This window comes from Flavobacterium soyae (genome assembly GCF_021245985.1).
Lineage (GTDB): Bacteria > Bacteroidota > Bacteroidia > Flavobacteriales > Flavobacteriaceae > Flavobacterium > Flavobacterium soyae.
In genome coordinates this window covers 1-14,247 of record NZ_JAJQXA010000019.1, presented here as the reverse complement: position 1 = coordinate 14,247, position 14,247 = coordinate 1, and the positions used below count along the sequence as shown (strand labels likewise).

At 38.0% G+C, this 14,247-nt stretch carries 10 protein-coding genes; 7 read left to right on the top strand and 3 right to left on the bottom strand.

Annotated elements, in window-relative coordinates:
* The first annotated feature begins 258 nt into the window (after positions 1-258).
* Positions 259-918, top strand: coding sequence for an alpha/beta hydrolase (locus LUU93_RS18580; RefSeq protein ID WP_232682656.1), 660 nt, complete (start codon positions 259-261; stop codon positions 916-918).
* Between the two features lie 239 nt (positions 919-1,157).
* On the opposite strand, the gene LUU93_RS18575 is transcribed toward LUU93_RS18580, so the two are convergent.
* The gene (locus LUU93_RS18575) at positions 1,158-1,517 is read right to left on the bottom strand and encodes a hypothetical protein (protein WP_232682655.1); all 360 of its coding nucleotides are present in this window, start codon (positions 1,515-1,517) and stop codon (positions 1,158-1,160) included.
* Positions 1,518-1,616: 99 nt separating this feature from the next.
* Between LUU93_RS18575 and LUU93_RS18570 the strand changes: the two genes are divergently transcribed.
* From LUU93_RS18570 to LUU93_RS18555, 4 genes are all read left to right on the top strand, one after another.
* Positions 1,617-1,823, top strand: a complete 207-nt coding sequence (locus LUU93_RS18570) for a hypothetical protein (RefSeq protein WP_232682654.1) — start codon at positions 1,617-1,619, stop codon at positions 1,821-1,823.
* Between the two features lie 63 nt (positions 1,824-1,886).
* Complete coding sequence (locus tag LUU93_RS18565) at positions 1,887-2,102, top strand: hypothetical protein (protein WP_232682653.1); 216 nt, start codon at positions 1,887-1,889, stop codon at positions 2,100-2,102.
* 301 nt (positions 2,103-2,403) lie between these two features.
* Entirely contained in the window at positions 2,404-5,559 is a 3,156-nt protein-coding gene (locus LUU93_RS18560; RefSeq protein ID WP_232682652.1) for a phage tail-like protein, read from the top strand.
* A gap of 177 nt (positions 5,560-5,736) precedes the next feature.
* Positions 5,737-7,041 (top strand): peroxiredoxin family protein, encoded by a 1,305-nt coding sequence (locus LUU93_RS18555; protein ID WP_232682651.1) that lies wholly within the window; start codon positions 5,737-5,739, stop codon positions 7,039-7,041.
* Positions 7,042-9,178: 2,137 nt separating this feature from the next.
* On the opposite strand, the gene LUU93_RS18550 is transcribed toward LUU93_RS18555, so the two are convergent.
* Positions 9,179-9,694, bottom strand: a complete 516-nt coding sequence (locus LUU93_RS18550; protein WP_232682650.1) for a DUF2892 domain-containing protein — start codon at positions 9,692-9,694, stop codon at positions 9,179-9,181.
* 168 nt (positions 9,695-9,862) lie between these two features.
* Between LUU93_RS18550 and rpmH the strand changes: the two genes are divergently transcribed.
* Together rpmH and carB are read left to right on the top strand one after the other, a co-directional pair.
* A complete protein-coding gene (gene rpmH, locus LUU93_RS18545; protein WP_008464848.1) occupies positions 9,863-10,024 on the top strand; it encodes a 50S ribosomal protein L34 in 162 nt (53 codons plus the stop codon).
* Positions 10,025-10,169: 145 nt separating this feature from the next.
* Positions 10,170-13,025, top strand: a complete 2,856-nt coding sequence (gene carB, locus LUU93_RS18540) for a carbamoyl-phosphate synthase large subunit (RefSeq protein ID WP_232682649.1) — start codon at positions 10,170-10,172, stop codon at positions 13,023-13,025.
* Positions 13,026-13,088: 63 nt separating this feature from the next.
* On the opposite strand, the gene yiaA is transcribed toward carB, so the two are convergent.
* Positions 13,089-13,487 carry an inner membrane protein YiaA gene (gene yiaA / locus LUU93_RS18535; protein WP_232682648.1) on the bottom strand — a complete coding sequence of 133 codons (399 nt, stop codon included), beginning with the start codon at positions 13,485-13,487 and terminating at the stop codon, positions 13,089-13,091.
* Positions 13,488-14,247: the final 760 nt, after the last annotated feature.

The following is a 14,247-nucleotide window of genomic DNA, read 5'->3' as shown; positions in this document are numbered from 1 at the left end:
AAAAAGAACGAAAAATATAGTCAGCTAAAATCTTTTAAAATGATATTTAGCTGTGAATGATTTGGAACGCAAAGGTAATCATTTGATTTTCAATATAAAATTATTTTTTTAAGATCGGGTTCATTGCAAAATTGATCTTTTTGCAGTTCATTTTTTTTTAATATGCAATTATGGTGTGCGATTTGCTGTAGATATTATTAAAAAAAGTAAATTTAGCTTGAAATTAAGAGCTGTAAGTTGTAATTCTATTTCAAACAAATGAGTAAAATACCCGTATATTTTATGCCTGGTCTGGCGGCTGGCCCTACTATATTTGAAAGAATCAAATTAGATGAATCTGTTTTTGAAACCTGTTTATTAGAATGGGAAATTCCGCATCCAAAAGAAGCATTATCAGATTATGCACTTCGAATTTCGAAAAACATCAAACATGAAAACCCTGTGTTAATTGGCGTTTCTTTTGGAGGAATTTTAGTGCAGGAAATTGCAAGGCATATTCAGGCCAGAAAAGTAATCATTATTTCGAGTGTAAGGAGTAATGCCGAATTTCCGAGAAGAATGAAAATAGGGAAGAAGACAAAAGCCTACAAGTTGATTCCCATGAAGCTGATTTTGAATATCGAAAGCCTGGCAAAATACTCTTTTGGAGAAAAAATCAATAAACGAATTAAATTATACGAGAAGTTTTTGGCCGTGCGCGATCTTAATTATCTGCAATGGGCTGTAGAATCTGTTATTTTGTGGGATAGAAATAAAGTCGACGAAAATGTAATTCATATACACGGCGATCAGGACGAAGTTTTTCCTATAAAATATATCAACAGCTGTATAGTAGTAAAAGGCGGAACCCATATTATGATTCTTAATAAATATAAATGGTTCAATGAGAACCTGCCTTCGATTATATTAGAGGAGTGAGTAAATAAATTGATAATTAATAATTATTTTGTCACCCTGAGCGAAGTCGAAGGGCGCAAAGTAACTCCAAAATATAAAACTTCAGGCCTGACGGGTTTTTAAAACCTGTCAGGTCTCTTTGCGTCAAAAACTATGTGGTTAGATAATCTTTGCAAAAGTTTTAAACTTTGGCAAAGATTCACACATGCACCGTCTTCGTTCCTCGCAAAGGCATATCTTGTAAATAAAAGGCAGCCACACTACAAACCCTTCTTTTTTTTAAGCTCCTTATTAAGCCACTCAATTTTTTCATCTTTAAGATTGATAATTTCAAGTCTTGCTTCGGCTAATTCTTTGTAGTTAATATTGACTTCGGGGCTGTCGCTTCTCTTTAGCATAGATCCCTCACCGGTTAAAAGCCAGTTCGCATCTATATCTTTATATCTTGCTAATAAATTAGATATAGGGACCATTCCTGCATTTGTTCTTTTTTTACAAATTTCTGTAACAAGCGAAGTGCTAATATTAAGTTCTGCAGCAAAACTTTTAATATTTGAAACAACTTTTGCTTCTTTCAGATATTCATAAGTTATTAGAAATCTTAAAGTTACGTCGTTCATTGCGAGAAAATTACAGATTTTTGTGTTTTGTAGGGTTTTTTATACAGTTTTTTGTATATATTTGCATATTATTTAGCATTCAAAGATAAACTTTTTGTTATGACAATCGAACAAATTAAGGAAAAAACGCTGTATGGTGATTACACTTTGCTTGGTCAGGTAATGGGTATTAATGCACCTGCAGCGAAAATGAGATTCTTTAGAGGTGATGAAATTGCGAAAAATGCTTTGCTTAAAATAATTGCAAATCGCGAGGCATTAATCAAAGAATTTCAAAAGAAAATAAAAACAGGCAGTATAGATTAACTCCAGGAAGTATTGCAGCCAGAGTAAAATTAAGATCATTAACAAATGAAAATAAATAAGACAATGGATAAAAGGAAGACAAAAGCTTATAGCTCCTATGATGCAAATATTTTAGAAGCTTTGTTTGTAAAGTACGGTCTGTCAAAATATTACATACGTCAATGTGTAAATGGAACTGTGCACGGAATAACACCGGACAGTATAAAAAGAGACTATGAAACAATGGAAAAAGCACACAAAGATGTTATTATGAACCTTATTCAAACAACACTTAAATAATCAGGTCAATATACCAGAAACAAAAAGTTGTTGCATTCTTTTATCAGTCTTAAAGCCCCAAGTTTTATAAGCAGATTATATAATATCCCTCGTTTATATTAATAAACAGGCAGGCCATTCATCTTTATAAGCCGTATTGATAAGATTCAATAGTTCCTGTTTTTTTACCCAATAATACCATAAATACCACAAAATATATACGAATATCCCAAAAGGATATCGATCAGGTATGCCTTCTGCTCTGTTATTCCATATAACGGTTAGGGGTCTGCCGCTTTAAATAATTAAAACAATTTAAAAAATGAAGAAAAATCTATTTTGTATGTGGCTTCTCCTTCTGGCCATATTATTTTCGGTAAACACGCAGGCCCAGATGACCGTGGGGGGCAAAAAAGAACCCGAGGCTTTCTCAGTTCTGGAACTGCTTAACAAAGGCGGACTTAGACTGCCGCAAATGACTACCGCACAGCGTAACGCTTTTGCAGTAAAAAACAATGATAAAGGAAACGGACTTACTATTTATAATATCGACACCAAGTGTGTGGAGTATTGGAACGCTGTACGCTGGGTAAGTTTATGCGAAGGAACATCGCAGACAAGCATAAGCCCGCAGCCATGTGTAAATGTGGCGGCAGATGGTACCGGCTGTAATCAAAAATTTGATGTTACAGATCCTGACTGTCCTAACGGCCCATTTACTATAGCTATTGTAGTGGGTTCAGAATATGCTTCATTAAGTGAGGTTGACAATGTCAGCGGAAGTTTTAAAATAAACTTTAATCCAAACGAAACCGTAAATGTGCATACAGTACTGGTGCGTGTTACCAGTACCTGTACGAGTTTATATAAAGAGTTTTTATTCTCTCAAAACGGGGTAGACTGCAGTTCTATGGCCTATACTGCGCCATCGGTAACAGCATCCGGGACTTCTTTATGTGCAGGAGGTTCTGTGTATTTATCAGTTCCTGCTAATACGGCCAACCTTGATAAATTAATATGGACCCGTAACGGTATCGAAGTAGCGCGCGGGGTTAATTATTTTATTGCCACACTGGCAGGAAAATACAATGTTTCTATGGGGGCTGTAGGGTGTAATACAAATGCTGCAGGCGAAAAAATTATTACTGCATCCGGTACTGCGGCACCAACTGCTATTTCGATATTGGCTTCTAATAATGGTGTATTGTGCGGTACAAATTCAGTTACACTTTCTGCATCCGGCACCGGCACTATAGCCTGGTTTCACAATGGAGTTGAAGACAAATCAAAAACAGGCAAATCTATAGATATAAGCGGAGACAGCAGTGTTGGCGATTGGTTTGCAGCGGTAAAAGATGCAGACTGTTATTCTAAACAATCCAACACTATTAATGTGACTAAAAGTGCAGCATCAGGATCAATAACGGTACCCGATGCTGATGTACTGGTAAACGGAAAACCATTAAATACGTTTACTTCATTCTGTTCTGGCGGAACTCTGGATTTAAGTATTGCCAACAAACAAAACGGAATTACCTATACCTGGTACAATGGCAACGACCTTATAACAGCGAACCCATTTGTGGTGCCAGGTTCACAGACTACCATGTCGCTGCGAATGATTGCAACAGACAACAGCGGGGCTAAATGTCCTGCAGAAGCACATGTATTAGAAAAAAATATTACAACAGGAAATACCCCTGCACAGCCAAATATTACAGGTAAAACAGTACTTTGCGACGGAAGCACAGATTTAACAGTGGTACCGGCAGTGGCAGGTACTTATACTTATGTGTGGTATAAAGACAATGTAAAAATGAGCCAGACTGCTCAAACCATTACAGTATCTGAAGGCGGGGTTTACAACGCCACGGTTACCAATGCAACTGGCTGTACCAGTACACTGGCAGTAAAAAATGTATCATCGACCGTTTCAAGCTTACCGGTGGTTTCATGGGTGTCTAATCCTGCAACGGCTGTATTTGGGGCAAAAGTTACCCTACAGGCATCTGCTACATTCAACCCAACAGCTTATACCTGGACAGCAGATAATGGTGCGGTGGTAACAGGTTCAGGAGCTAGTGTATCTGTACAGCTTCCGGCAAGCGGAACTGATGGATTAAAAGTAAAAATTACCGTAACGGCTAAAAACGACTGTGGTGATTCTGTACCGCTGGTGCATGAAATCACAATGAACAATGCATGTCCTACACCTACACTTACGGCGCAATCAGGTACAGCTCAAAATACAACAGCAGGTTCTGCCGTAACATTATCTGTATCTGTGGCAAATGCTGTGCAGGCAACTTATCAATGGTACAGCAATACATCTGCGAGCAATACAGGCGGTACAGCTGTAAGCGGGGCTGCATCAGCTTCTTATTCTTATACTCCTTCGGCTGCAGGCAGCTATTATTTTTACTGTATCGTAAAAAATGGCTGTACAGGTAATCCAACAGGAACTTCACCGATATTTACGGTTACAGCAGCAGTTAACCCGGCTAATATACCAACAGGTACAGGTACACTTGGCGGTAAAACTTGTTTTGATATTGCAGAAAGTAATGATAATGCTGTAGGTTGTGGTACACTTGCATCTCGTATATCTCAGAAAGCAGATTTTAATACGATTGCAACAAATACACAAACGTATACCTTTACCCCGGTTGGTACAGTAAGTAAAGTGCGCTTTGTCTATGTAGAATCCCTTACAGGTATTGTTAAATCGTTTACTGCGGATGCCGATAAATCGCAGACTCTTAATGTATCTGGAGCCCTTACCGCTAAAATGGTATACAATAGCAATTTAAGCAGCAGCAGTGCCGGTGCAGCAAATGGTGTAGCTTACGGGAAAGCAACTGCAGATGCGCTTAAGGTAACCATATATGCTGTTTACAATACAAAAGCAGATGGAACCGGTACAGATGCAGCAGTACAGCTTACAGCCGAAATAAAAGACTGTGCTTGTTGTGGTGCAATGGTAAGTGCTACAGAATGGAGATCATTTATGTGCCATAACTTAGGTGCCGATACAAGTTTAAATCCGTATGTACCTATGCCAGGCTTGGTAGGAACTCGCTATAATGCCTATAGATATTGGTATGTTAATGGTAAGAAAAATACAGCGCTTGATCCTTGTCCTGAAAATTATCGTATTCCAACTGTGAATGAGTGGCAGGGAGTAATAGACAATAATTTGATTTCGACTGTACCAAACAGTAAAGCTGGAAATGGTACTGGAGGATACTTTTTAGGTCCAAACTTAATGCTGCCTTATGCTGTACGAGGTTCTAATGCTATTGGTTATTGGGCTGGAAATCAAAAGCTTCCTACTTACCCTAATGCGTTTAGTCTTGTTAGCAGCGGATATACGAATACCCTATTTTTGGGATATTCTGTATATGATTATAGTAATGACGTATATTCTACAATACCATCACCTATCCGTTGTATAGCAATACCTGATAACGAAAAATAATAAATTTATTTGTCAGGAATATATAAGTCTTTAGTTGATTTGCATACAGCCGCTCAACTATAAAAACTCAAACAATAAGATTACCAAAAAGGACTGTAACGTTTTTCATTTCCTACCTATGGGCAGGAATGAAAGACGTTTCGTCATTAAAATAAAACGATTTAATTTATAGTAAATATGAAAAAAATAATTATAGCTGGGTTTGCCGTTTTTTGTTTGCTTACCACAGCAAAAGCACAAACCATAAACGTTACTTTTTCGCATTATGCAGGAAAGCAATATGTGTATGTATTAGAACGAGGAAACAAAAAAGATACCATCGCCACAGGCAAACTCGATACAGCCGGTAAAGCGGTACTGGTTATCCCTGCAGTAAAAAAAGGCTATGCGGGTATTTCGCATTTTGTCCTTACAGACGGCGGCGGTATGGATTTTGTTGTGAACAAAGAAAATTTCTCTGTTTCCTCTCTGGAAGAACAGCCCAATTTTGAAAACACAAAATATACCGGTTCTGTTGAAAATGATTTTTTAAATCAAAAAATAAAACAGCAAAAAGCAGTTCTGGACAAAGTCGGTTTTGTGCAGTACGGTCTTAATTTATATACCAAAGAAGAACCTTTGTATGTCGCTTTTCAAAAAGAAAACCAAAACCTGCAGCAGCAGTTTACCGCACTAGCAGACGAAACAGCAAAAAGTCCGCTTTATGCAGCGCGCTTTATAGAAATCTATAATTTTTTAATGGGTATAGGCAGCAGCTTTAACCAGCCCGAGGAAGAAAAAGCAAAAGAATTAAACCTTTTTGTAAAAGAAAAACTCGATATGCAGGTACTTTACAACAGCGGTTTCTGGAACCAGGCCATAGAAGGCTGGACAGATTTACAGCAAAAAGTAATTAAAGATGATGCTGTTTTACTGGCAGATACCAAACAAATATTATCACGCATAAAAAGCAATGAAACCTACACCGCCTTTACAGAAAAAGTCGTGGCTGTGTTTACCAAAGCAGGAAAAGATGATTTAGCAGCAGCCATAAGCCAGTATGCCGCAAAATCCGGAAGGCTCGAAAAACCGGCCAAACAATTAACAAATGCAATTAATGCCCCGGTAATTGGCGGTTCGGCTCCTGCCCTGCAAACGGCAAACGGTAAAAAAACAATCAGTAAAAAAACATTGTTGTTCTTTTACGAATCGGGCTGTAACAACTGCGAAAATGAGATTCACCAGTTATTAGGCAATTATGAAATTGTAAAAAGTAAAGGCTACGAAATTATAAGCGTCGCTGCAGACATGACAAAAGATGCCGCAGACGGTCACAATCACACCTTCCCGTGGAAAGAACAGTTATGCGATTTTAAAGGTTTTGCAGGCCCAAACTTCCAAACCTACGCCATAATAGGAACCCCGACTTTTTTCACCATAGATGAAAAAGGAAAAATCACAGGACGATATGCGAGGTTAATAGATACGGATATTCTTAAATAATGGTGAATTGCTAATTGTGAGTTTTTTTGTCATTCCAAGGAACGAGGAATCACACTAGAAACTCCGCAAAGCATATCGCCAATCCTATTCTAACCACAATCTTGTCATCCTGAGGAACGAAGGATCGCACAAGAAACTCTACAAAGAAACTCCTCAAAGAGAATCGCCAATCTTTGTCGATAAGCGTGTGCGATCCTTCGTTTCTCAGGATGACATAACAAACCCTATTATTCCAGAGAGAAACGAAGCCAAACATTGCCAGCGGTTTCAACCGTCGAGAAACGTTGTGTTATCATGACAATCGGTATCCCGCGGTTGAAACCGCGGACTATAGTCGAAATCAGATTAGAAAAACGGCATAGTTTGTCATCCTGAGGAACGAAGGATCGCACAAGAAGCTCTACAAAGAAACTCCTCAAAGAGAATCGCCAATCTTTGTCGATAAGCGTGTGTGATCCTTCGTTCCTCAGGATGACATAACAAACCCTATTATTCCAGGGACAAACGAAGCCAAACATTGCCAGCGGTTTCAACCGTCGAGAAACGTTGTGTTATTATGACAATCGGTATCCCGCGGTTGAAACCGCGGTCTATAGTCGAAATCAGATTAGAAAAACGGCATAGTTTGTCATCCTGAGGAACGAAGGATCACACATGAAGCTCTACAAAGAGAATCGCCAATCTTTGTCGATAAGCGTGTGCGATCCTTTGTTCCTCAGGATGACATAACAAACCCTATTATTCCAGGGACAAACGAAGCCAAACATTGCCAGCGGTTTCAACCGTCGAGAAACGTTGTGTTATCATGACAATCGGTATCCCGCGGTTGAAACCGCGGGATATAGTCGAAATCAGATTAGAAAAACGGCATAGTTTGTCATCCTGAGGAACGAAGGATCGCACAAGAAACTCTACAAAGAAACTCCTCGAAGAGAATCGCCAATCTTTGTCGATAAGCGTGTGTGATCCTTCGTTCCTCAGGATGACATAACAAACCCTATTATTCCAGAGAGAAACGAAGCCAAACATTGCCAGCGGTTTCAATCGTCGAGAAACGTTGTGTTATCATGACAATCGGTATCCCGCGGTTGAAACCGCGGGCTATAGTCGAAATCAGATTAGAAAAACGGCATAGTTTGTCATCCTGAGGAACGAAGGATCACACAAGAAGCTCTACAAAGAAAGTCCGCAAAGAGAATCGCCAATCTTTGTCGATTAGCGTGTGTGATCCTTCGTTCCTCAGGATGACATAACAAGCCCTATTATTCCAGAGACAAACGAAGCCAAACATTGCCAGCGGTTTCAACCGTCGAGAAACGTTGTGTTATCATGACAATCGGTATCCCGCGGTTGAAACCGCGGTCTATAGTCAAAATCAGATTAGAAAAACGGCATAGTTTGTCATCCTGAGGAACGAAGGATCGCAAAAGAAGCTCTACAAAGAAAGTCCTCAAAGAGAATCGCTAATCTTTGTCGATAAGTGTGTGCGATCCTTCGTTCCTCAGGATGACATAACAAACCCAATTATTCCAGAGACAAACGAAGCCAAACATTGCCAGCGTTTCAACCGTCGAGAAACGTTGTGTTATCATGACAATCGGTATCCCGCGGTTGAAACCGCGGGATATAGTCGAAATCAGATTAGAAAAACGGCATAGTTTGTCATCCTGAGGAACGAAGGATCGCACAAGAAGCTCTACAAAGAAAGTCCTCAAAGAGAATCGCCAATCTTTGTCGATAAGCGTGTGTGATCCTTCGTTCCTCAGGATGACATAACAAGCCCTATTATTCCAGAGAGAAACGAAGCCAAACATTGCCAGCGGTTTCAACCGTCGAGAAACGTTGTGTTATCATGACAATCGGTATCCCGCGGTTGAAACCGCGGGATATAGTCGAAATCAGATTAGAAAAACGGCATAGTTTGTCATCCTGAGGAACGAAGGATCACACAAGAAGCTCTACAAAGAAACTCCTCAAAGAGAATCGCCAATCTTTGTCGATCAGCGTGTGCGATCCTTCGTTCCTCAGGATGACAAACGGTATGTTTCTAGAATAAAAAAATCCCAAATTCATCCCGAAGCATCGGGAGAATTTGGGATTTTATCCCGATAGTTATCGGGATAAAATTTTAGAAAAACTAGATTTTTTTCATTTGTTCTTTCATCATAGAGATTTGGTCTTTCAGCATTCCTTGTTTATCTAATTTTTTAGCTTCGGCCAATAAATTAGTAGCTTCAAGTTTTCTGCGGCGTGACATTGCAACTCCGGCAAGGTTTAATTTTGCTACAGCAAGGTCCATATCCATTGATAGTCCAAGTTCGATAGCTTTTTTGAAATGTTTCTCAGCCTGAATTAAATTAGTCTGCGAAAGCATGATTCCGTGAAGGTAATTAAAGTAACCCTGTTGTTTTCTTACTAAAGCAGTTTCCGGATTTTTGATGTATGCTAACCATTTTTTAGCGCCTTCGAAGTCTTGTTTTCTCAATTTAAGAAAGGCTAAAAGGATAAATTCATTTTTAAAATAAAGAAAAACAGGAATTGCAGACAATAATATAAGGAAGATACCATTACCGGTTTCTTTATCTACAATTTGCCAAACGCCAGCTATTATAAGAAGTCCGGCCAGAATAAGTTTGATAATTTTGTTAAACATAATAGATGTATATTTGTGACTGCAAAGATAGTAAAAGGAATTAAAAATATTTTTATAAAACTACTTGCCAGAAAAAAAAGTCTTTGTATATTTGCACTCGGTTTTTGAGTAACGATATCCAAAACCAAGAAAGAGTTAATTAGATACCATTTTTAAAGATACAAAGCAATGAGCAAAAGAACATTTCAACCATCGAAAAGAAAAAGAAGAAATAAGCACGGATTTATGGACAGAATGGCTTCTGCGAATGGAAGAAAAGTTCTAGCGCGTAGAAGAGCAAAAGGAAGACATAAATTAACTGTTTCTAGCGAGCCTAGACACAAAAAATAATGTTTCTGTAAACATAAATAAGGCGTTACTTTCTTAGTATCGCCTTTTTTTATACCTTGTCGGTAAAAATTTTCTCAACATTCTAGTTTTTAGTACACTAAGAATGTTTTTTTAAATACTTATATAACTACACAATACATAAAAAATGCCTAAAGACACATCAATTAAATCAGTTTTAATAATAGGTTCGGGACCTATTGTTATTGGTCAAGCTTGCGAATTCGATTATGCAGGATCACAATCTGCACGTTCGATTCGTGAAGAAGGAATTGAAGTTATCTTGATTAACTCAAATCCAGCGACGATTATGACCGACCCAACCATGGCCGATCATGTTTATTTGAAACCATTAACAACAAAATCGATTATTGAAATTCTGAAGGAACACCCGCAAATTGATGCTGTTTTGCCAACAATGGGAGGACAGACCGCTTTGAACTTGTGTCTGGAGGCTGAAGAAAAAGGAATTTGGCAGGATTTTGGGGTAAGATTAATAGGGGTTGATGTAAACGCCATTAATATTACTGAGGACAGAGAGCAGTTTAAACAGCTTTTAGAAAGAATAAATGTGCCAACAGCGCCTGCAAAAACAGCTACTTCATACTTAGAAGGAAAAGAAATTGCACAGGAATTTGGTTTCCCGCTTGTAATACGTCCTTCGTTTACACTAGGAGGAACCGGAGCTGCAGTAGTTTACAAAAAAGAAGATTTTGATGACCTTTTAACACGCGGTCTTGAAGCGTCTCCAATTCACGAAGTTTTAATTGATAAAGCTTTAATGGGATGGAAAGAATACGAATTAGAGCTTTTAAGAGATAAAAACGACAATGTTGTTATTATCTGTTCGATCGAAAATATGGACCCAATGGGAATTCATACCGGAGATTCGATTACTGTTGCGCCGGCAATGACATTATCAGATACAACTTTCCAAAAATTACGTGATTACGCCATCTTAATGATGAGAAGCATCGGAAATTTTGCCGGAGGATGTAACGTACAATTTGCAGTTTCACCAGACGAAAAAGAAGATATCGTAGCCATCGAAATCAATCCTCGTGTATCTCGTTCATCAGCATTAGCGTCAAAAGCAACAGGTTATCCAATTGCTAAAATTGCTTCTAAACTGGCTTTAGGATATAACTTAGATGAATTACAAAACCAAATTACAAAATCGACTTCGGCTCTTTTTGAACCAACTTTAGATTATGTAATCGTAAAAATACCACGCTGGAACTTCGATAAATTTGAAGGATCAGACAGAACTTTAGGTCTTCAGATGAAATCTGTAGGTGAGGTTATGGGAATTGGCCGTTCTTTTCAGGAAGCGCTTCACAAAGCAACCCAGTCTTTAGAAATTAAAAGAAACGGTTTAGGTGCTGACGGAAAAGGATACAAAGATTATGAGCAGATTATCGAAAAGCTTACGTATGCAAGCTGGGACAGGGTTTTTGTAATTTATGACGCAATTGCAATGGGAATTCCGTTGAGCCGTATCCATGAAATTACAAGAATCGATATGTGGTTCTTAAAACAATACGAAGAACTTTATGTTTTAGAGAAAGAAATTTCAAACTATAAAGTTTCAAACCTTCCTAAAGAATTGTTACTTGAAGCCAAACAAAAAGGTTTCGCCGACAGACAATTGGCCCACATGATGAACTGTCTGGAAAGTGAAGTACATTCTTTACGTATGGAAAAAAACATCAACCGTGTATTTAAACTGGTTGATACCTGTGCTGCGGAGTTTAAGGCAAAAACACCTTATTACTACTCAACTTTTGAGGCTGAAATTGAAAAAGCAAACGGAGAGCGTTATGTAGATAACGAAAGTATCCTGACAGATAAAAAGAAAGTTATCGTTCTGGGTTCCGGGCCAAACAGAATCGGGCAGGGAATTGAGTTCGATTATTCTTGTGTACACGGAGTTTTAGCAGCAAAAGAATGCGGTTACGAAACAATTATGATTAATTGTAATCCTGAAACAGTTTCAACGGATTTTGATACTGCTGATAAATTATACTTTGAACCAGTTTTCTGGGAGCATATTTATGACATCATTCAGCACGAAAAACCAGAAGGTGTAATTGTGCAGCTTGGTGGTCAAACGGCTCTTAAATTAGCAGATAAATTATCTAAATACGGTGTAAAAATCATCGGAACTAGTTTTGATGCGCTTGACTTGGCTGAAGACAGAGGACGTTTCTCAGATTTATTGACAGAATTACATATTCCTTTCCCAAGATTTGGAATCGCAGAAACGGCAGACGAGGCTTCGACTTTAGCTGACAGTTTAGATTTTCCGCTTTTAATTCGTCCTTCTTATGTATTAGGAGGTCAGGGAATGAAAATTGTAATCAATAAAAAAGAACTTGAAGAGCATGTTATCGACTTATTGAAAACAATTCCGGGAAACAAATTATTGCTGGATCACTATTTGGCCGGAGCAATCGAAGCTGAAGCTGATGCCATTTGTGATGCTGATGGAAATGTGTACATTATAGGAATTATGGAGCACATCGAACCTTGCGGAGTTCACTCTGGAGATAGTAATGCAACACTGCCTCCTTTTAACTTAGGAGAATTCGTGATGCAGCAAATAAAAGATCATACGCATAAAATTGCGAGAGCTTTAAAAACAGTTGGTTTGATTAATATTCAGTTTGCGATAAAAGATGATACGGTTTATATTATCGAGGCAAACCCAAGAGCTTCAAGAACGGTTCCGTTTATTGCAAAAGCTTATGGAGAGCCTTATGTAAACTACGCTACAAAAGTAATGTTAGGTGAAAATAAAGTAACAGACTTTGATTTTAAACCTAAATTAAACGGTTATGCAATCAAACAGCCGGTTTTCTCTTTCAGTAAATTCCCGAACGTAAATAAAGCATTAGGGCCAGAAATGAAATCGACAGGAGAAAGCATCTTGTTTATTGATGATTTAAAAGACGATCAATTCTATGAATTGTACTCCAGAAGAAAAATGTATTTGAGTAAATAATCTCAGATTCTATTATAATCAAAAAGCTCCAATGAAAATTGGAGCTTTTTTAGTTTTAAACTTTTATTCGTTTTGACTAAAGTTCATATTGTCTCTAGTATTTTTTTGTACCGAAATAGCGCCAAATAAGGCTAATAAAAATGCAAATGCGTAGAAACCTTTTTCGCTTGGTAAAATAGTGGCATTCCATAATCCTACTACTAAAAGAACAATTGATAACAGCGTTCCAAACCAGCAGATTCCGTAGTAAATATCAGTTACGGGAAGTTTTTCCAATCGGTCCCTTACACTTTTTTGCAGTGAAACAACAGCAAAAAGCCCGAACATTAAAACGGTAAAATAATATCCTTTTTCGTTTAGGAGCATTTCGGCCCTGGCAAGTCCAACAATAAAACCAATTGTTCCGGCTCCAAGAGCTACCCATGATGCCGCGATAAAGGCATTTGATGTTTTTTGTATCATAATTAATTAGGTTTATTTATATTTAGAGATCTAAGTTTTTGGTAGTTTTAAATCTCATTTTGTAAATGTAATTAAATTCAATTAACATCAAAATAAAAATTACGAAGAATAATCTTCTTAAATGTTTGAATTAAATTAATAGGTTCCAATTATCCGTAGAGGCGCACAGCAGTGCGTCTACGTCCAGTATCGACATCCGTTATTTTTATTTTTGAGATATACTTTGCGCATAAGACGCACTGCTGTGCGTCTCTACAGATATGCTTTGTGTGGTTTGCAGGTTGAATGATAGAAGTAAATTCATCCCAATTTTCCGTAGAGGCGCACAGCAGTGCGTCTACGTCCAGTATCGACGTCCGTTATTTTTATTTTTGAGATATACTTTGCGCATAAGACGCACTGCTGTGCGTCTCTACAGATATGCTTTGTGTGGTTTGCAGGTTGAATGATAGAAGTAAATTTATCTGTGTTTTCCGTAGAGGCGCACAGCAGTGCGTCTACGTCCAGTATCGACGTCTGTTATTTTTATTTTTGAGATATACTTTGCGCATAAGACGCACTGCTGTGCGTCTCTACGATATGCTTTGTCGAAATTCATACCGTCAAATAATGCACTAAAAACTTAATTAAAAATAAAAAAAGAGGCTGTCTCAAAAGGACAGCTTCTTTTTTTTGGTAAAAACAAGATTGTCCACTAAAAACATTAATTCAGGTTTTTCGGATTCCACTTTCAAGATAATTTTTTATTTCTTGCTGATTT

Bases quoted from the DNA above. Each gene is read 5' to 3' on its own strand.
- LUU93_RS18580 (WP_232682656.1), top strand. From the start codon at position 259: ATGAGTAAAATACCCGTATATTTTATGCCTGGTCTGGCGGCTGGCCCT.
- LUU93_RS18575 (WP_232682655.1), bottom strand. From the start codon at position 1,517: ATGAACGACGTAACTTTAAGATTTCTAATAACTTATGAATATCTGAAA.
- LUU93_RS18570 (WP_232682654.1), top strand. From the start codon at position 1,617: ATGACAATCGAACAAATTAAGGAAAAAACGCTGTATGGTGATTACACT.
- LUU93_RS18565 (WP_232682653.1), top strand. From the start codon at position 1,887: ATGGATAAAAGGAAGACAAAAGCTTATAGCTCCTATGATGCAAATATT.
- LUU93_RS18560 (WP_232682652.1), top strand. From the start codon at position 2,404: ATGAAGAAAAATCTATTTTGTATGTGGCTTCTCCTTCTGGCCATATTA.
- LUU93_RS18555 (WP_232682651.1), top strand. From the start codon at position 5,737: ATGAAAAAAATAATTATAGCTGGGTTTGCCGTTTTTTGTTTGCTTACC.
- LUU93_RS18550 (WP_232682650.1), bottom strand. From the start codon at position 9,694: ATGTTTAACAAAATTATCAAACTTATTCTGGCCGGACTTCTTATAATA.
- rpmH (WP_008464848.1), top strand. From the start codon at position 9,863: ATGAGCAAAAGAACATTTCAACCATCGAAAAGAAAAAGAAGAAATAAG.
- carB (WP_232682649.1), top strand. From the start codon at position 10,170: ATGCCTAAAGACACATCAATTAAATCAGTTTTAATAATAGGTTCGGGA.
- yiaA (WP_232682648.1), bottom strand. From the start codon at position 13,487: ATGATACAAAAAACATCAAATGCCTTTATCGCGGCATCATGGGTAGCT.